The sequence below is a fragment of the Microbulbifer elongatus genome, assembly GCF_020524885.1.
In the GTDB taxonomy this organism is placed as follows: Bacteria; Pseudomonadota; Gammaproteobacteria; order Pseudomonadales; family Cellvibrionaceae; genus Microbulbifer; species Microbulbifer elongatus_A.
Genome location: NZ_JAIVKJ010000002.1, coordinates 451,478 through 468,169 on the forward strand (window position 1 = coordinate 451,478; position 16,692 = coordinate 468,169).

16 protein-coding genes are annotated in these 16,692 nt (G+C 56.7%); 11 read left to right on the forward strand and 5 right to left on the reverse strand.

All coding sequences use genetic code 11. The features are described 5' to 3' along the window. Nucleotides 1-119 precede the first annotated feature (119 nt). The 5 genes from hisB (at nt 120) to LC059_RS09340 (ending at nt 4,596) form a co-directional block, all read left to right on the forward strand. Nucleotides 120-707 (forward strand): imidazoleglycerol-phosphate dehydratase HisB, encoded by a 588-nt coding sequence (gene hisB / locus LC059_RS09320; protein WP_226703576.1) that lies wholly within the window; start codon nt 120-122, stop codon nt 705-707. A gap of 13 nt (nt 708-720) precedes the next feature. Next, nucleotides 721-1,365, forward strand: a complete 645-nt coding sequence (gene hisH, locus LC059_RS09325; RefSeq protein WP_226703577.1) for an imidazole glycerol phosphate synthase subunit HisH — start codon at nt 721-723, stop codon at nt 1,363-1,365. A gap of 42 nt (nt 1,366-1,407) precedes the next feature. Beyond that, nucleotides 1,408-2,151 (forward strand): 1-(5-phosphoribosyl)-5-[(5-phosphoribosylamino)methylideneamino]imidazole-4-carboxamide isomerase, encoded by a 744-nt coding sequence (gene hisA, locus LC059_RS09330; protein WP_226703578.1) that lies wholly within the window; start codon nt 1,408-1,410, stop codon nt 2,149-2,151. Between the two features lie 13 nt (nt 2,152-2,164). Then, nucleotides 2,165-2,926 carry an imidazole glycerol phosphate synthase subunit HisF gene (hisF, locus tag LC059_RS09335; RefSeq protein ID WP_226703579.1) on the forward strand — a complete coding sequence of 254 codons (762 nt, stop codon included), beginning with the start codon at nt 2,165-2,167 and terminating at the stop codon, nt 2,924-2,926. Nucleotides 2,927-3,189: 263 nt separating this feature from the next. Further along, the gene (locus tag LC059_RS09340; RefSeq protein WP_226703580.1) at nt 3,190-4,596 is read left to right on the forward strand and encodes a DUF418 domain-containing protein; all 1,407 of its coding nucleotides are present in this window, start codon (nt 3,190-3,192) and stop codon (nt 4,594-4,596) included. A 40-nt stretch (nt 4,597-4,636) separates the two neighbouring features. Here LC059_RS09340 and LC059_RS09345 read toward each other — a convergent pair whose 3' ends face one another. From LC059_RS09345 to gpmI, 5 genes are all read right to left on the reverse strand, one after another. Beyond that, the gene (locus LC059_RS09345; RefSeq protein ID WP_226703581.1) at nt 4,637-4,882 is read right to left on the reverse strand and encodes a DUF6316 family protein; all 246 of its coding nucleotides are present in this window, start codon (nt 4,880-4,882) and stop codon (nt 4,637-4,639) included. A gap of 119 nt (nt 4,883-5,001) precedes the next feature. Continuing rightward, nucleotides 5,002-6,399 carry a S41 family peptidase gene (locus tag LC059_RS09350; protein WP_226703582.1) on the reverse strand — a complete coding sequence of 466 codons (1,398 nt, stop codon included), beginning with the start codon at nt 6,397-6,399 and terminating at the stop codon, nt 5,002-5,004. Nucleotides 6,400-6,713: 314 nt separating this feature from the next. Further along, nucleotides 6,714-9,725: a thrombospondin type 3 repeat-containing protein gene (locus LC059_RS09355; RefSeq protein WP_226703583.1), complete on the reverse strand. Its 3,012-nt coding sequence runs from the start codon at nt 9,723-9,725 to the stop codon at nt 6,714-6,716. Nucleotides 9,726-9,992: 267 nt separating this feature from the next. Next, the gene (locus LC059_RS09360; RefSeq protein ID WP_226703584.1) at nt 9,993-11,138 is read right to left on the reverse strand and encodes a murein hydrolase activator EnvC family protein; all 1,146 of its coding nucleotides are present in this window, start codon (nt 11,136-11,138) and stop codon (nt 9,993-9,995) included. Nucleotides 11,139-11,182: 44 nt separating this feature from the next. Beyond that, nucleotides 11,183-12,727 (reverse strand): 2,3-bisphosphoglycerate-independent phosphoglycerate mutase, encoded by a 1,545-nt coding sequence (gene gpmI / locus LC059_RS09365; protein WP_226703585.1) that lies wholly within the window; start codon nt 12,725-12,727, stop codon nt 11,183-11,185. A gap of 331 nt (nt 12,728-13,058) precedes the next feature. Here gpmI and LC059_RS09370 point away from each other — a divergent pair, with 331 nt between their 5' ends. The 6 genes from LC059_RS09370 to smrA all read left to right on the forward strand — a co-directional run bounded on the left by LC059_RS09370 (nt 13,059) and on the right by smrA (nt 16,475). Next, complete coding sequence (locus tag LC059_RS09370) at nt 13,059-13,469, forward strand: rhodanese-like domain-containing protein (protein ID WP_226703586.1); 411 nt, start codon at nt 13,059-13,061, stop codon at nt 13,467-13,469. Nucleotides 13,470-13,511: 42 nt separating this feature from the next. After that, nucleotides 13,512-13,763, forward strand: a complete 252-nt coding sequence (gene grxC, locus LC059_RS09375) for a glutaredoxin 3 (protein ID WP_226703587.1) — start codon at nt 13,512-13,514, stop codon at nt 13,761-13,763. A 138-nt stretch (nt 13,764-13,901) separates the two neighbouring features. Then, complete coding sequence (gene secB / locus LC059_RS09380; RefSeq protein WP_226703588.1) at nt 13,902-14,402, forward strand: protein-export chaperone SecB; 501 nt, start codon at nt 13,902-13,904, stop codon at nt 14,400-14,402. A gap of 74 nt (nt 14,403-14,476) precedes the next feature. Next, complete coding sequence (locus LC059_RS09385) at nt 14,477-14,920, forward strand: acyl-CoA thioesterase (RefSeq protein ID WP_226703589.1); 444 nt, start codon at nt 14,477-14,479, stop codon at nt 14,918-14,920. Nucleotides 14,921-14,958: 38 nt separating this feature from the next. Beyond that, the gene (locus LC059_RS09390) at nt 14,959-15,831 is read left to right on the forward strand and encodes an SDR family oxidoreductase (protein ID WP_226703590.1); all 873 of its coding nucleotides are present in this window, start codon (nt 14,959-14,961) and stop codon (nt 15,829-15,831) included. A gap of 47 nt (nt 15,832-15,878) precedes the next feature. Continuing rightward, entirely contained in the window at nt 15,879-16,475 is a 597-nt protein-coding gene (smrA, locus tag LC059_RS09395) for a DNA endonuclease SmrA (RefSeq protein ID WP_226703591.1), read from the forward strand. Nucleotides 16,476-16,692 lie beyond the last annotated feature (217 nt).

Below are 16,692 nucleotides of genomic sequence, written 5' to 3' on the forward strand. Positions count from 1 at the left end.
CGAATCAAGTTTCATCTGACACTATCGCCCAAATTCGGGGGCATTTGGGCGTATAATTCGCGCCTTCTGTCTCAGAGGGGCCTCTGCATGCCCCAATCGTCATCAAGGATGTATAGCCCATGCGCACCGCCAGCGTCACTCGCGACACCCTGGAAACCAAGATCAAGGTCAGCCTCAATCTCGATGGTAAAGGCACCGGCAAATTCGACACCGGCGTGCCCTTTCTCGAGCATATGATGGACCAGATAGCCCGCCACGGCATGATCGACCTGGACATCACCTGTAATGGCGACATTCATATCGACGACCACCACACCGTGGAGGACATCGGCATCACCCTCGGAAAGGCCGTCACCGAAGCCATTGGTGACAAGAAGGGCTTGACCCGCTACGGCCACAGCTACGTCCCCCTGGACGAGGCGCTGTCCCGCGTGGTTATCGACTTCTCCGGCCGCCCGGGTCTCACAATGAATGTGCCCTTTACCCAGAAGCGCATAGGCAACTTTGATACCGAGCTGTTCTACGAATTCTTCCAGGGTTTCGTGAACCACGCTCTGGTGACCCTGCATATCGACTGCATCCGTGGCTTCAACGCCCACCACCAGATCGAGACCGTGTTCAAGGCCTTCGGCCGCGCCCTGCGTATGGCCCTGACCCCGGATCCACGTATGGAAGGCGCCATGCCTTCCACCAAAGGTGTGCTGTAAGGCGGGAGCGAAGATGCAAAAGATCGTTGTTCTCGATTACGGCATGGGCAATCTCCACTCGGTTGCCAGCGCCCTGCAGAAAGTTGCCCCCAATGATGAGGTCGTCCTCGCCACCACCCCGGAGCAGGCTGAAGGCGCGGACCGTCTGGTCGTCCCCGGCGTGGGTGCCATCCGCGACTGCATGGAAGGCTTTATTCGCCCCGGTTTTGTGCCGCTGCTGAACCAGTGCATCGAAACCGGTATGCCCATACTCGGTATCTGCGTTGGTATGCAGATCATGATGGCTAGCAGTGAAGAAAACGGTGGCGTCGACTGCCTCGGTATTTTCCCGCAGCCGGTCAGGTTCTTTGGCAGGGATCTGCATGAAAATGGCGAACGCCTGAAAGTGCCGCATATGGGTTGGAACCGGGTTCAGCAAAAGATTGACCACCCGATGTGGAAGGGCATCGAAAACGGAAGCCGCTTCTATTTCGTGCACAGCTACTATGTGCCCGCGGACAACAACGATACCGTTGCCGGTGAGACCGACTACGGCGTGCAGCTCGCATCAGCGGTAACCAAAAACAATATCTTCGCCACCCAGTTCCATCCGGAAAAAAGTGCAGATGCGGGTATGCAGCTGCTCAGGAACTTTGTCGCTTGGAACGGCAGCAACTAAAAACTAGCAAGTAGCAAAGCTGGCAACAGGAAGTTAAGTAAAATGATTGTAATTCCAGCCATTGATCTAAAAGACGGCGAGTGCGTACGCCTGCGCCAAGGTGAAATGGAAGACGCGACCGTCTTCTCTGACGACCCCGTTGCCACCGCCGAACACTGGCTCAGCCAGGGCGCCAAACGCCTGCACATCGTCGACCTCAATGGTGCCTTCGCCGGCAACCCCGTCAATGGCGACGCCGTCAGCGCGATCGCCCGCCAGTTCCCGCAATTCCCCATCCAGATTGGCGGCGGCATCCGCGATTTGAAAACCATCGAGCACTACCTCGACTCCGGCGTAAAGTGGACCATTATCGGCACCGCCGCGGTAAAGAATCCCAAGCTGGTCAAGGAAGCTTGCCGTGAATTTGAAGGTCACATCATCGTTGGCCTTGACGCCAAAGACGGCCTGGTAGCCACCGAAGGCTGGGCCCAGGTCTCCGATGTGCAGGCCACAGAGCTTGCCAAAGAGTTCCAGGACTGCGGTGTCAGCGCGATCGTCTACACCGACATTGCCCGCGACGGCATGATGCAGGGCGTCAATCTCGAGGCCACCATGGATCTCGCTCGCGCCGTGCAGATTCCCATCATTGCCTCCGGCGGCGTTAGCTGTATAGAAGATATCGAACAGCTGCTTCAGGCGGGCGACGGCAAGACCGAAATTTTCGGTGCTATTACGGGCCGTGCAATCTACGAAGACAAGCTCGATCTGCGCGCCGCCCAGCAGCTGTGCGATAACTGGAATCATTAAGCGGAAGAATTCAATGGGACTCGCCAAACGCATTATTCCCTGCCTCGACGTTGACGCCGGCCGCGTGGTCAAGGGTGTGAACTTTGTCGATATTCGCGATGCCGGTGACCCGGTGGAAATCGCCCGTCGCTACAACGAGGCCGGTGCCGACGAAGTCACCTTCCTCGATATCACCGCCACTCATGAAGGCCGCGATACCACCTTACACACCGTGGAGAAAATGGCCTCGCAGGTGTTTATTCCGCTGACCGTTGGCGGCGGCGTGCGCGAGCTTCAGGATATTCGCAACCTGCTGAATGCGGGCGCGGATAAAACAGCAATCAACTCCGCCGCCGTATTCAATCCCGACTTCGTGCGCGAAGCCGCTGACCGCTTCGGCAGTCAGTGCATCGTCGTCGCCATCGATGCGAAGCAGGTTGCGGAAAACAAGTGGGAAATCTTCACCCACGGCGGGCGCAAGCCCACCGGTATCGACGCGGTGGAATGGGCGAAAAAAATGGATAGCTACGGCGCCGGTGAAATTCTGCTGACCAGCATGGACAGAGACGGCACTAAGAACGGATTCGACCTGGCCCTGACCCGCGCGATTTCCGATGCGGTATCCGTTCCCGTTATCGCCTCTGGTGGTGTAGGTAACCTGCAACATCTTGCCGACGGCGTGCTCAAAGGCGGTGCCGATGCGGTACTGGCAGCGAGTATCTTCCACTTCGGTGAATACACTGTGGGTGAGGCCAAGCAGTTCATGCAGGATGCGGGGATAGAGATGCGCCTGTAGTCATGTGCTGTAAAGTGCGCATTCTGGCGGCAGAGGGAATTGGTCTGTAGGACCAATTTCCGCCGCCGCGGAATTTTTTTTAACTCCTTGGCGCTCAATTCAACTCCTTAAATAAGACCAACTGCCATTCAGACTATCGGGTAATTTTCCGAGATTGACCTCTCCGTCCCATCGCGATATACAAAACCTGCTTCACAGTTGTGCCACCACTGGCCCAGCAGCTCCGGGTCCCCAGACCAGTTTATATAAAAACAGGAGTTGCCATGTCGGATTCTCTCTCTCCCGTCGCCGAGCGGGAACGTAACCACACGCTCGACCTGATGCGCGGTGTCGCTGTGCTGGGCATTCTGTTGATGAACGTCTGGGGTTTTGCCGCTCCGTTCGGGTACTACACAACGCCCAATTTTTTCGGTGAAACTGACGGTGCGCCGGTAGCCACCTGGTTAATAATTTTTACTTTTGCCGAAGGTTCCCAGCGCGCTTTGTTCAGTTTGCTTTTCGGCGCTGGCGCTATGTTATTGCTGCAGCGTCTTACTGCGCGGAACCAGGGGCTGGCACCAGCGGATATTTATTACCGGCGAAACCTGTGGCTGGTGCTATTCGGTCTTTTCAACGCCTATATTCTGATGTGGCCCGGAGACATCCTTTACGTATACGGAATTGCGGCGCTGCTGCTTTTTCCATTGCGCAATCTGAGTGCCCGACAATTGGTTTTTCTCTTTCTGATTCCGGTTCTTCTGGTTACAGCAAAGCGAGGGCTGGATCTCCTAGACTCCGTACAGGCTCATGCCGCCTACCAGTCAGCAATCACAGTGCGTGATGAAGGGAGGGTCGTTCTCAGTAGCGGAGAGGAAGAAACCCAGAACAAAGATAGCGGAACTGCCGAGCAGGTTGACGATAATGAAGCGGTGCAGCTAACGGAAGAGCAGGAAAAAGCAATTGAGACTTGGGAGAGCAAAGTTGAGAGCGTTTCCAGCGAGGAAAATCAGAAGACACTGACGGCCATGCGGGGCGGTTTTGTCGATACATGGATGCTGCGTGCAGGTGAAAGCCGTTTTGTACAGACTCAGCTTCACACTGGCATGTGGTTCGGTGACGCGCTCATGGCGATTCTGTTGGGTATGGCCTTGTTCAAAGCGGGTATTATTTCTGGGCAAAAAAATATGGGCTTTTACCTGCGGATGCTATTGCTCTGTTATGGCATTGGCGTACCTGTTTCGGTCTGGGAGAGCTGGTACCTGGCCAGTAATGGCTTTTCGCCAATGGCTGAGGCGATCACGAATTTAACCTACGATTTAGGGCGCCTTTCCATGGCGTTGGGGCACATCGCAGCGCTCGCGCTGTTTGCCAAGTCTAATCTGCTGCGTTGGCTTCAGCATTCCTTGCGATCCGTCGGTCGCATGGCATTGACCAATTACCTGATGCAATCGCTTTTTGGGGCGCTGGTTTTTTACGGATTTGCCGGTAATCTTTACGGCTCTGTATACGGCTATCAACTCTACTATTTCGTTGCCGCTGTCTGGCTGGTGCAGTTGGCTTGGAGCCCTGTCTGGCTGCAATATTACCGCTTCGGACCGGTCGAATGGCTATGGCGCAGCCTTACCTACCTGGAACCCCAGTCGATACGGCGGCCCCAAACTTCAACATCTGAGCCTCTGGTGGCAAAGTGATTTGAAAATCGCGATCTGTTGATCGGCAATGCAGTGAGCACTAGAACTTGTGTGCGTCGCGCCAGCGCCTTGCACGCAGGCTACCGAACGGTCGCACGTTGCCAGTGTATTTATTGATGGGGCTGAGAAAGTTATCTACCGCTTTTTCGGCCTCTTCTCGGCAGGCATAGGGGCCAAAGGTCTTGCCGCCGCGCACAGTAAAATACCAGTCGTCATCAAGTTTGAAAAAGCGATCTGCGCGAGGGGGAATAGATGTTCCATTTTCGCCACGACGATACTGCTGCATGACAACCTCGCTACAACTACTGCTACCACTTTTACTGCTGATACTTCAGTACGGATAAAGCGCACCCAGTTAAAAGGCTAGCCAATAACCGGGTGCTGCTGTTTACGCTCGCCGATTTTTTACAGGTCCTCGGCGCGAATTTGCGCTACTTGTCCTTTCGCTTTCGGAGCACTGCTCTCATCACCGCGGACCGGAGTGCGATGCACATACAGGTTCAGGCCCTTGAGTACGTTCAGCGCTTCGAATACCTGGTTGTCGCGGCTGTACCAGTCGTCCTGTTTCGCTTTTGCGCGCTTGCGGTCTTCCGAGCCGCTTTCCTTGCCGCCGTTACCGTTGCCCAGGTGGCCAGCGAGATCTGCCTCGGTAGTGCGCGCACGGCCGTCAAGGCGGGTCACCTGTACCCGCTCTACGGTGATATCCGGTTTGATGCCCTGTGCCTGAATAGAGCGGCCCTTGGGCGTAAAGTAGAGCGCGGTGGTGAGCTTGATCGCGCGGTCTTCATTGATCGGGATAACCGTCTGCACCGAGCCCTTACCGAAGCTGTCGGTACCCATTACCACGGCGCGGCGGTGATCCTGTAGCGCGCCGGCCACGATCTCTGCCGCAGACGCGGAACCGTCGTTGATCAGTATTACCAGTGGTGCACCATTGCTGACATCACCGGAACTGGCCGAGTAGCGCAGGTTGGAAGATTCATTGCGCCCCTCGGTGTACACCACCAGGCCTTCTTCCAGGAATGCATCCGCCACTTCCACAGACGATTGCAGCACGCCGCCGGGGTTGTTGCGCAAGTCGAGGACCAGGCCCTTCAGCTCACCCTCTTTCTTGAGCTTTTTCATCGCGCGCATCAGGTCGCCACCGGTATCCAGCTGGAACTGGCTGATGCGCAGGTAGCCGTAGCCCTCCTCAAGCATTTCACCGCGCACGCTGTACACGCGCACCTTGTCGCGCTTGACGGTGACATCGAAGGGTTCCTTGTGGCCTTTGCGGCCGATAGTGAGGGTTACCGAGGAACCCACCGGGCCGCGCATTTTTTCCACCGCATCGTCCAGGCTGACGCCGCGCATGGATTTGCCGGACAGGCGCAGGATGACATCGCCGGCGCGCAGTCCGGCGCGCTCGGCAGGTGTGCCATCCATGGGAGTGATGATGGTGATGTAGTCGTCTTCGATCCCCACCTCGATGCCGAGGCCGGCGAATTCACCGGTGGTGTTGGCCTGCAGGTCGTCGAAGGAGCGGCTGTCCAAATAGGCGGAGTGCGGATCCAGCCCCTGCAGCATGCCCTTGATGGCGTATTCTAGCAGGGTACTGTCGTCCACTTCGTTGACGTAGCCCTGGCGAATCTGCTCGAAGACTTTGGCGAAGCTGCGCAGGTCTTCCAGCGGCAGGCGGGATTCAGCGTCCAGTGCAGCGCGCTCGGCACTATCGCTTTGGTCGCCCTGGCTGAGTCCCATCAGCGGCAGAGCGGTGAGAGCTGCCACGCCGATCAGGCGGGCGAGCATTTTCGGGGTGAACATAATCTGCACGTCCTTGGCATTTATCGTTACTGTCCATGAAGAATTGTAGACCCGGCTCTCACTCTGGGGCTTAACTTGGCGGGGAAGTTAACCAATGAGGGGGAGTACCACCGAGAGGAGCGGTTGGAGGATGGAGAAGTATGCAAGATATGATTTTGGTGCGCCGGAGCTAAGCCCTCATTCTGGACTTGAAAACTGGCACCGGCGTGCAGCGCCTTCACTAATGGACATCCCAGCCCTTTATAGGGTGACGGGAGTGCACAATGTAGGTGCACCCCCCGGATGTCTTTTAATTGGTGAGGAGGAGTTGCCCTTCAGTAATTTCGAGAGAAGACGATGGTTTTGTCGGAGCTCCCAAACAGTGCCATAGCCATCAGACCATCAGCGGATAAATACATTTGTCCCTGTAAAATGCTCGCGCTAGAAGAGCTGAGACGATCGCTGTGAATAACGTTGCCGGCGCTGTCGAGGCGCCAGAAATCCAGCTCCCCGTAGATCCAGGAAGTGCCTACTGCAAGCTCGCCGTCGGGGCCAGCGTCCAGTGCCATTAGGCGTCCCGTCACGGGTAATTCCATTAGCCATTCGCCGGTTGAGGCATCGAACTTGTTTACATCGTCTCCGGAGTAAACATATTTTCCGTCGTTACTAATAGCTACGTCGTTTCCTCCAAGGTTTGAATCCTGCCAGAGGAAATCTCGTTTAAGTGTATTGCTCAGGCTTGAATAAGTGACTGAGTCACAGCGTATGGAGCTGGAGAATGTGTGGCAATAGCTGCGACCATCGGGGCTAAATACCCAGTCATCATCTCCGCCGAATGAGAAGTTTTGATTGATCGCTGCGCCAGTCTCACCATGTAATGGCGAAGAGGCATAGTACGGTATTACAAAGGGAGTGCCGTTTACCCGTCCGAAGCGAAGTCGTAGGAGCGTTGAGTTGCTATCAAACTGCCATGATTTTTCACTCCAGGTGTGAAGTTCTACTTGGGAGATTCTTTTATCCACATTCGATGAGGCGTACAGGAACTTCCCATCGGAAGAAATGGTAAGAGAATTAATGGCGCTAAGATTTAGGTCTTTGCTATCAACGAGTTCTCCGGTGTAGATGTTATAAATATCCACTTCCGATTCTCTACTTGCGTAGAGCAATGGTCTTAGCGGGTCGGAAGCTATTTGCCGATATTGGTCATCCGTAACCGAGGCGTAGCGCTTCGGTTCCGGATCCGCGCTGCCAACCCATAAACTAACATGGATTTTTTCTGTTCCCTCAACTGCTGGATTTGTAGATGAAATAGTGATGGTTGCCAAGTGCAGGGTATCTTGCAGAAGACCATCTGTGACGGCATTTATGGTAAGGGGTTGTCCGGTCACGCCGCTGTCGTCGATATTGAGCCATTCTACATCTGTGGAGGCAGTCCACGGAATGCCTCCGATCCAGTAGCTATCGTCAATCAGAACTGTATGTTGTGTCCTGTCGATTCCGGGGAAGTGTGACAAAGACACACCGATGTCTCGTGCTGTCAAGCGATTTGACGATGCTTTCACGCGCAGGATGAAATTGCCGGTAATCGTCTCGCCATCGACTTCCGTGGTAACGGTTACCTGTCCTTCATGTAGGCCCTCTGAAAATTTTGTCGGATCGAAATCGAAGCTGAGGACTTGCTCTTCACCACTGACTTCCAGCGCGGTGGGTGCGGTCCAGCTTTCCGCTATCGGGAAGGTCACTTCAATATCTGCGGCATAGCGGTTGCTGCCGGTATTCAGGCTGAGCTGATTGATAGCCTGCGTTTCGTCCCAACCATATTGTGCGTCGAGCTCTAGCTCTTCCTGCGCGAATGTAAATGCTGGTAGCTCGTGTGTCAGGTCAAAGCGCACGGACTCTCTGTCATCTGAATCGAGAACCGAAATTTCGGTTTCGAATTCCGCTACTGCCCGGTCTACCTGTGTCATATCAATGGTGAAGGTGATCGTGTCGCTGCCGCTGCCACTTGTTTGATCGGCCGAGATGCCGCTGGCGAGTGCACCCAGGTCCCACTCCAGGTCCGGCGCATACAAGGTGGTAGTAACGGTGTAGATCGGGTTGGGGCTTCCGCGCACGTAAGTGATCGCATGGGCGGCGTTTGTGAGGGCGAGTTTCGCGTGGCGACTGGCGTCATATGGATAGTAGTCGTATACGTCGTCAACACCATCGTTGTCGTCGTCACGATCACCATTATCGCCTATGCCATCGTTATCAAAGTCGGTGCTCTCTCCCGCAACGCGGGGAAACCGATCGGTTTCATCGTCAACGCCATCGTTGTCATCATCGGGATCGGCGTTATCGCCAATACCATCCCCATCCCAGTCACTGTTTTCGCTTGGGTCTGACGGAAAGGCATCCGATACGTTGGCGTAGCCATCGCCATCGATATCGTAATCCCGATTATCGCCAACACCATCGCCATCGGTATCCTTCTGCTCATTGGGGTCCAAGGGAAAGGCGTCGGTAGTATCTTCGGTGCCATCGTTGTCGTCGTCGGGGTCTTCCTCGTTGGCGATACCATCGTTGTCGGTGTCGTAGCTTTTCCCGGAGTCCTCAGGGAACAAGTCGAAAGGTTCGGGGACGCCATCACCATCCGGGTCGTCGCCGGTAAATCGGGATAAATTGGAGTAGACGTTATTTTCAATCAGACGAGCGATGCCGATATTTTCCACGAGCCAAAATTTGATCTCATAATTCAATTCAACACTTGCACCATCAATCGTCGTATTCGCGCTCAGATAAACGCTCACCACTTTTGCTTGCGCAGGACCAAAAGGCGTTTCGATCTCTTCGTGCCAAATTCTCTGTGAACCGGAAAACGTAATATCGCGCTGGCCATAGGTTGGTGAGATATCAACGGTGCCCGTGCCACTATAGTCTGCGCTGCTGGAGACTTGCATGCCTTCTTGCCAGAGCACGATTGGGGTGTTCAGGCGCAAATCTACGGAAAAGGTGCCAATTCCACTCACCTCGATTTCTGACGCGAAGTAACCGAGGAGCGCGATTCTATCTTCGGTGGACTGAAAATAGTGCCGCCCACCACTTGGGTAGCTAAGAATGCGCCCATCCGTGCCATTTACCGAGATATCACCAGAAAAGTACGCTGCGGCACCGCTGTTGTTGTAGTAGAGCCGGATGTCATTGCCCGCAGGAAGGTAAAGGTTGTGCGTGGTTGGTGTGACTGTACCGTTATTGTTGTCGGGCGCAGTGTTATTCGGGGTATCACTACTACCTCCACCGCCACCACATGCGATCAAAGTCGCTGATATGACAATGGCGACTACTCCCCTGAAAACTACGTGCAACATGGCTTCGCGTCCTAACTGGATGGTTCGCCCGAGTATTTGTCGCACAGAAGTACTGGCCAAAAGCGGGCTGATGATTATTTTGGTTTTCTCGATAGGTCTGATGCGCTGATTTCTTATTTTGTTTGGTCTCAGCTTCGTGACCGATTATTCAGTAAAGGTCAGATGCGCGTCAATCATCCTTAGGTACCGCGACACTATTGTGGTGATGCGTGAGTGGTGATGCGTGCTGCACCCTGGTGGGAATCAATATAGGGGGGGTGCCTAGGGTCAGCCCCGGCACCAAACCGTAGGGTCCTGCGGTTTGCCGTGGCGGCGAATTTCGAAGTAGAGGCCCGGCTGGCTGATGCCGCCGGTATTGCCGACCTTGGCAATAGTGTCGCCGCGCTCAACCCATTCGCCGATGGCGCGATTGAGGGACTGGTTATGGCCGTACAGGCTCATGTAGCCGTCGCCATGATCGAGAATGATCAGCATGCCCTGGCCGCGCAGGTAATCCGCAAATACCACCCGGCCCCGATGAATGGCTTTTACTGGTGCGCCTTCGTTAGCGCGCAGGGTAACGCCGGTCCAGGTGATGCCGTTGGCGCGGCGCTGGCCATAGGCATTGGCACGGCGGCCGCTGGTGGGCCACTGCATGCGTCCGCGCTGCTTGGCGAAAGGCGTCTGGTCGCTGGGATTGATCAGGCTGGCAATGGCGCGGCCCACTTCGTCCACCAGACGTTGCAGGCGACTGCGGTCACTGTGCAACTGGTCGAGCTCACCGCTCTTGCTGGCGAGCTGCCTGGCGAGCTTGTCGAGGGTGCGTTGGCGGCTCTTTTGTGCGCTGACCAGGTCGCGGCGTTTTTCTTCGAGCTGGCTGCGCTCGCGGGCGAGGGTGTCCTGTTCACGCTGGATGCCAGTGCTGACGGTGGAGAGCTGCTCGAGGGTGGAAACGTAGTCGCCGATAACGCGGCTGCGTTGTTTGAGGAAGTAGTCGTGGTAGCGGAGTTGGCGGGCGATGTGCTGGGGATCTTGTTGGTTGAGGAGCAGCTTGATCTGCTCCTGGCGACCGAGTCGGTAAGCGGCGGCGACTTCCTGCTCAACCCGCCGCTGCATACTTCGCCGGGAATCCTCCAGCTGTTTTTCTTCCTGTTTCAGCTCCTGCAGCTTTTCGCCGCGGCTCTGCATGTCCGACTTGATCTTGTCGATCCGCTGCAGCAGTTCCGAGATGTCTTTCTCGTTGGACTCCAGGTCCTTGAGCAGCTGGTCGCGCTCACTTTTTACCTGGTTCAGTTCTTGCTGCAGGGACTCGATGCGTTGTTTGATTTCCGCCAGGCGCGCCTGCTGCTCTTCCTCTGCCGCCTGCGCGAAGCAGGCGGGTACCACAAACAGTGAGGACAGCAGGGCTGCCATGACAATCGCAGAAATTTTCATGAAGACTGTATTACCTTGCAATTCGCTCTGAGTATCAGTCCGGATCAGTTCAGTTTTACCAGCGGTTCGCCGCTCATCTCTACCGGCTGGGGAATGCCCATCAATGCCAGCATGGTGGGTGCTACATCCGCCAGGCTACCGCCGTCGCGCATGGTGACCTTGCGCTCGCCCACATAGACGAAAGGCACAGGCAGGGTGGAATGCTGAGTGCTGACCTGGCCGGAGCCGGCGTCGAACATCTCTTCCACATTGCCGTGATCAGCGGTAATCAGCACCTCGCCGCCGGCAGCCAGTGCGGCTTTGGTGACGCGGTCCACGCAGCCGTCCAGTGCTTCCACCGCTTTTACTGCGGCTTCGAACACGCCGGTATGCCCGACCATGTCGCCGTTGGCATAGTTGCAGATGATAGCGTCAAACTTGCCGCTCTCGATGGCCGCAACCAGTTTGTCGGTTACTTCCGGCGCGCTCATTTCCGGCTGCAGGTCGTAGGTGGCCACGTCCGGCGATTTGATCAGGATGCGCTCTTCGCCATTGTAGGGCTCTTCGCGGCCGCCGCTAAAGAAGAAGGTCACATGTGCGTATTTTTCTGTCTCGGCGATGCGCAATTGGGTCTTGTGCTGGCTTTCCAGGTATTCGCCGAAGGTATTTACCAGGTTTTCCGGCGGGAAGGCGCAGCTGGCGTCGATGTTGGCGGCGTACTCGGTGGTCATTACGAAGTCCGCCAGTTTCGGGGTGACTGCGCGCTCGAAGCCGTCAAAGTTCGGGTCGGTAAAGGCGCGGGTCAGCTGGCGCGCGCGATCCGGGCGGAAGTTCATGAAGATCACCGCGTCGCCATCGTTGACCGGAGCCGCATCACCGATGCGGGTCGGCGCCACGAACTCGTCGTTTTCGTCGCGGGCGTAGGCGGCCTCGAGACCGGCAAGGGCACTTTCGGCGTGCTGCTCGGCCTTGCCCTGAGTGATCAGGTCGTATACGGGCTGCACGCGCTCCCAGCGGTTGTCGCGGTCCATGGCGAAGTAGCGGCCGGCGATACTGGCGATGCGCGCGGTGCCGAGGGCATCGCACACCTGGGTCAGGCGCGCCAGCGGGGTTTCCGCACTGCGCGGGGCGGTGTCGCGGCCATCGGTAAAGGCGTGGATGTATACCGCCTTGGCGCCGCGCTGGGCAGCCAGGGTGGCCATAGCAACAATGTGGTCGTCGTGGCTGTGCACACCGCCTTCCGAAAGCAGGCCCATAATGTGCACGGCGCCGTCGTTGGCGACGGCCTTGTCGACCGCGGCGGTATAGGCCGGGTTCTTGAAGAAGTCACCGTCCTTGATCGCCTTGTTGATGCGGGTAAAGTTCTGGTACACCACGCGGCCGGCGCCCAGGGTCATATGGCCGACTTCCGAGTTACCCATCTGTCCTTCCGGCAGGCCTACCGCCATTCCGGAGGTTTGGATCAGGGTCTTGGGGGAGTTTGCCCACAGGTTGTCCCAGACCGGGCTCTTGGCCGCGGCGATGGCGTTGTGTTCGCTGTGCTCACTGTGGCCGAAGCCGTCCAGAATAAGCAGTACCACGGGGCGTTTGGGCGAAGACTCGGATGCCATGGGATCGGAATTCCTGTATTGGGTTGATGGAAGGTCGTTCGGCGTCAGTGCCGGGGGACGAAACTCCTAGACGAAACTCCTAAAGGTGTCTCGTATGGGTAAAGTACCGCAGGTGGCGGATTTTAACCTGTTTGCGCCGGCGAGGTCAGGTATTAACCGCCTATCGGCGCCATTGAGCCCCCGAAATTGCTGATTATTTAGTGGTCACGGTGGTGTATACTCCGCCACCTTCAAGTGACTGCATGGCAGAGTGCACGCAGCAGCCGCAAAGCGGCCAGACTGAGAGGTCTGGTCATATCAGAACAACAATTTGTGAAATTCCGGGGGCGAGGTGGATTTTTTCGTCTTTATCAGCGAGCAATGGCTGCTGGTGAGTCTGTTGGTGGCGCTTGTTTACGCGCTGGCCATTACCGAGCGTATCAAGGCGGGCAAGCCCGCGTCAGCCCATGAGGCCACGCGTCTGATCAACTCCGATGGCGCACTGGTCGTGGACCTGCGCGACCGCTCCGACTACACCGCCGGGCATATCGTGGACGCCCTCCACATTCCCCACGGCGAGATCGAGAAGCGCATCGGCGAGCTGGCACCTTATAAAGAAAAGACCCTGATTCTGGCGGACAAGATCGGCCAGCACGCGGGGCCGGTGGGTCGCCAACTGAAGAAAGCGGGCTACACCGTGCGCCGCCTGGAAGGCGGTATGTCCGAATGGTCGAACCAAAAGCTGCCGCTGGTTAAGGGCTAATCTGGCCCCAAGCTGCCTGTACCGCAAAGAGGTTATCCGGTTGTGAAAGAAGTTGTTATCTACACCACCCGCTTCTGCCCTTTCTGCGTGCGCGCGAAATACCTGCTGGACAACAAAAATGTCCCCTATACGGAGATTTCCGTGGATGGTGATCGCGCCCTGCGTGCAGAAATGACTGCCAAGGCCGGTCGCCATACGGTGCCGCAGATCTGGATCGGTGACCACCATGTAGGCGGGTGCGATGAGCTGATGGCCATCGAGCGCAGCGGCGAGCTGGACAAGTTGCTGGCGTAAGGCCCGGCGCGGGTTCAACAAATTTCCAAAAGGTGCCTTGAAAGGAGTTTTCGAGGCCCCCATAAGTAAGACCCATACAGGGAGTCTTTCTTTCAGGGAAGGCAGTCAATAATCTAATTTTTTACGACAGGCAGTGACATGGCTGAAGAACAAAACGGCGCAGCAGTAAACGGCGACGCACAACAAGTACAATTCGCAATGCAGCGCATCTACCTGAAAGACCTCTCTTTCGAGACCCCGATGGGCGCAGAGATTTTCAAGAAGCAGTGGAAACCTGAAGTCTCCCAGGAACTGAATACCAAAACAGCCAAGATCGACGAAGATCTCTATGAAGTGGCGCTGACCCTGACCATCACTGTCAAGGTTGAAGGTGAGACCGCCTTCCTGGTGGAAGTACAGCAGGCCGGCCTGTTCGGCATCAAGGGTCTGGAAGGCCAGCAGCTGGCACAGGCACTGAACACTGCCTGCCCGACCATCCTGTTCCCCTACGCGCGCGAAGTGGTAGACAACGTCGTCACCAAGGGCTCCTTCCCCGCCCTGATGCTGCCGCCGATCAACTTCGACGCCCTGTTCGCCGCTGCTCTGCAGCAGGCGCAGCAGCAGGCCGCCGAGCAAGGTGGTGAGAAAGCCGACGCCTAAGCTTCGGTTTTTCTGAGGCTTTGCTGAGAAAGGCTCCTTCGGGAGCCTTTTTTGTATCTGCAGGGGGGAAACTTATGCAATGGGATTATCCACAGCCATTTATCCACAAGGTCCGCGTCGAGGCTGAGCAGGTCGACGGCCTGCACCACGCCAACAACGCCGAGTATGTGCGCTGGTGTGAGCGCGCGGCGTGGCTGCACAGTATCGAGCTGGGGCTGGATGTCACCAATTACCAGTCGATGGACCGCGGAATGGCCATTCGTCAGGCCGAGTACGACTATATACTGGCGGCCAGAGAGGGCGATGAGCTGCTGATCGGCACCTGGCTCACCATGGTGGACGGTCGGCTCAATATGACCCGCAGGTTCCAGGTCTATCGCGCCAGCGACCAGGCTCTGGTGCTTCGGGCTAGCTGGCAAATGGTGTGCATCGAACTCTCCAGTGGCAAACCCAAGCGTATGCCGCAGACCTTCAAGGATATTTACTGCCCCGCAGTAGTTGATGCCGAGGGCGGATAACAGCAACTTATTGTCACCAGCCCTACGGGAGTGCCTGCATGAGCGACGCGAATACCCTCACCACCCTCACCGAGAATACCGGCGCCCTCAAAGGCAAAACCATCTTTATCACCGGTGCCAGCCGCGGCATCGGCCGCGCCATTGCCCTCAAGTGTGCCGCTGACGGCGCCAACATCGCTATCGCCGCCAAGTCCGCAGAGCCCCACCCCAAGTTGCCCGGTACCATCTTCAGTGTTGCCGAAGAGATCGAGGCCGCCGGTGGCAAGGCCCTGCCGATGCAGGTCGATGTGCGGGAGGAAGAGCAGGTGGCAGAAGCGATGAAGAAAACCGCCGACACCTTCGGCGGTATCGACGGGGTGATCAACAACGCCGGCGCCATCAATCTCACCAGCGTCGAGGCCACGCCACCCAAGCGTTACGATCTGATGATGGACGTCAACGCCCGTGCCGTATACCTAACGGCGCACCTGGCCATTCCCTACCTGAAGCAGTCGGACTGTGGGCATATCCTCAGCCTGTCGCCGCCGTTAAACCTTGAGCCCCGCTGGCTCGGACCTTTCGCGCCCTACGCGCTGTCCAAGTTCGGCATGACCATTTTGAGTATGGGACTGGCGGAAGAGCTGCGTAAAACCAAAATCAGCGTTGCCACCTTGTGGCCGCGTACCCTGGTAGCCACTGCCGCTATCGAGTTCGCAGTGGGTAACCGGGAAATGTTCGAGCAGAGCCGCAAGCCCATGGTGATGGCGGACGCCGCCTACGAGGTGCTGATCACTGATAACCAGGGCCTGAACGGCGCCCAACTGATTGACGAGACGCTGCTGCACGAACGCGGGGTGGAAGATTTTACCCAATATGCGCACAATCCCGCCAAGGCCGGTGAGCTGGCAGTGGATCTGTTTCTCGATCCCTGACTGCGCTTTCCGGTGCGTTCTGGCAGTAAGAGGTAAACGGGGGAACTGTGGACAAGAGCGACCTGGAAGATTTTCGCGGGGCGATGGGAGCGCTGGGCGATGTAAAGCCCCTGGGCCCCAAGCAGCGTGAAACTGCGTTAAAGAAGCAGGCGAAGGATTCGCTCAATCAACGCGCCCGCCGCGAAGCTGCCACCGCCCAGACCTACCGGGAGCTGAACCCGCTGGGAGGTGAGTTCGTGGAGCCAGTGGAGCCTTTCGACCCCATCGAATTCAAGCGTGACGGTGTGCAGAACGGTGTTTACCGCAATCTGCGTCTGGGCAAATACACTGTGGACGCGCGCCTGGACCTTCACAATCACACCGTGGAAATGGCCCGCAGTGCGCTGTACCAGTTTGTGAGGGATTGCGTGGAGGCGGATGTGCGCTGTGCGCTGGTCACCCATGGCAAAGGCGAGGGGCGCAAAACTCCAGCGATGCTGAAGAGCTGCGTAAATGCCTGGCTGCCGCAGCTGGACGAAGTGCTCGCGTTTCACAGTGCGCAGAAACAGCACGGTGGCCTGGGTGCTACCTATATCCTGCTGCGCAAGAGCGAGCGCAAACGCCAGCAAAATCTTGAGCAGCACCAGCGACGCTCGCGACCGTAAATATCAAAAAATTACCGGGAAATGGGAGAACTTCCTATTTGGTAATCTGTTTGTCACGTCTGGTAAGTAGAGTATCCCCACAACGAAGCTTTCATTTCCGGGCCTTTCTGGGCTTGTCCGGTTGTTTCATCGCGCAACTGAACGCGTTTCGTTGATCTTCTCTCTTTGCATCACACCAATGTCATTGGTGATTTTATGCTTCCGGGTTTGGAGGCTC

Coding starts and splice junctions, on each gene's coding strand:
- LC059_RS09385 (WP_226703589.1), top strand. CDS start 14,477: ATGCAATGGGATTATCCACAGCCATTTATCCACAAGGTCCGCGTCGAG.
- LC059_RS09355 (WP_226703583.1), bottom strand. CDS start 9,725: ATGTTGCACGTAGTTTTCAGGGGAGTAGTCGCCATTGTCATATCAGCG.
- hisB (WP_226703576.1), top strand. CDS start 120: ATGCGCACCGCCAGCGTCACTCGCGACACCCTGGAAACCAAGATCAAG.
- hisF (WP_226703579.1), top strand. CDS start 2,165: ATGGGACTCGCCAAACGCATTATTCCCTGCCTCGACGTTGACGCCGGC.
- hisH (WP_226703577.1), top strand. CDS start 721: ATGCAAAAGATCGTTGTTCTCGATTACGGCATGGGCAATCTCCACTCG.
- LC059_RS09340 (WP_226703580.1), top strand. CDS start 3,190: ATGTCGGATTCTCTCTCTCCCGTCGCCGAGCGGGAACGTAACCACACG.
- LC059_RS09360 (WP_226703584.1), bottom strand. CDS start 11,138: ATGAAAATTTCTGCGATTGTCATGGCAGCCCTGCTGTCCTCACTGTTT.
- gpmI (WP_226703585.1), bottom strand. CDS start 12,727: ATGGCATCCGAGTCTTCGCCCAAACGCCCCGTGGTACTGCTTATTCTG.
- LC059_RS09390 (WP_226703590.1), top strand. CDS start 14,959: ATGAGCGACGCGAATACCCTCACCACCCTCACCGAGAATACCGGCGCC.
- LC059_RS09350 (WP_226703582.1), bottom strand. CDS start 6,399: ATGTTCACCCCGAAAATGCTCGCCCGCCTGATCGGCGTGGCAGCTCTC.
- LC059_RS09345 (WP_226703581.1), bottom strand. CDS start 4,882: ATGCAGCAGTATCGTCGTGGCGAAAATGGAACATCTATTCCCCCTCGC.
- secB (WP_226703588.1), top strand. CDS start 13,902: ATGGCTGAAGAACAAAACGGCGCAGCAGTAAACGGCGACGCACAACAA.
- hisA (WP_226703578.1), top strand. CDS start 1,408: ATGATTGTAATTCCAGCCATTGATCTAAAAGACGGCGAGTGCGTACGC.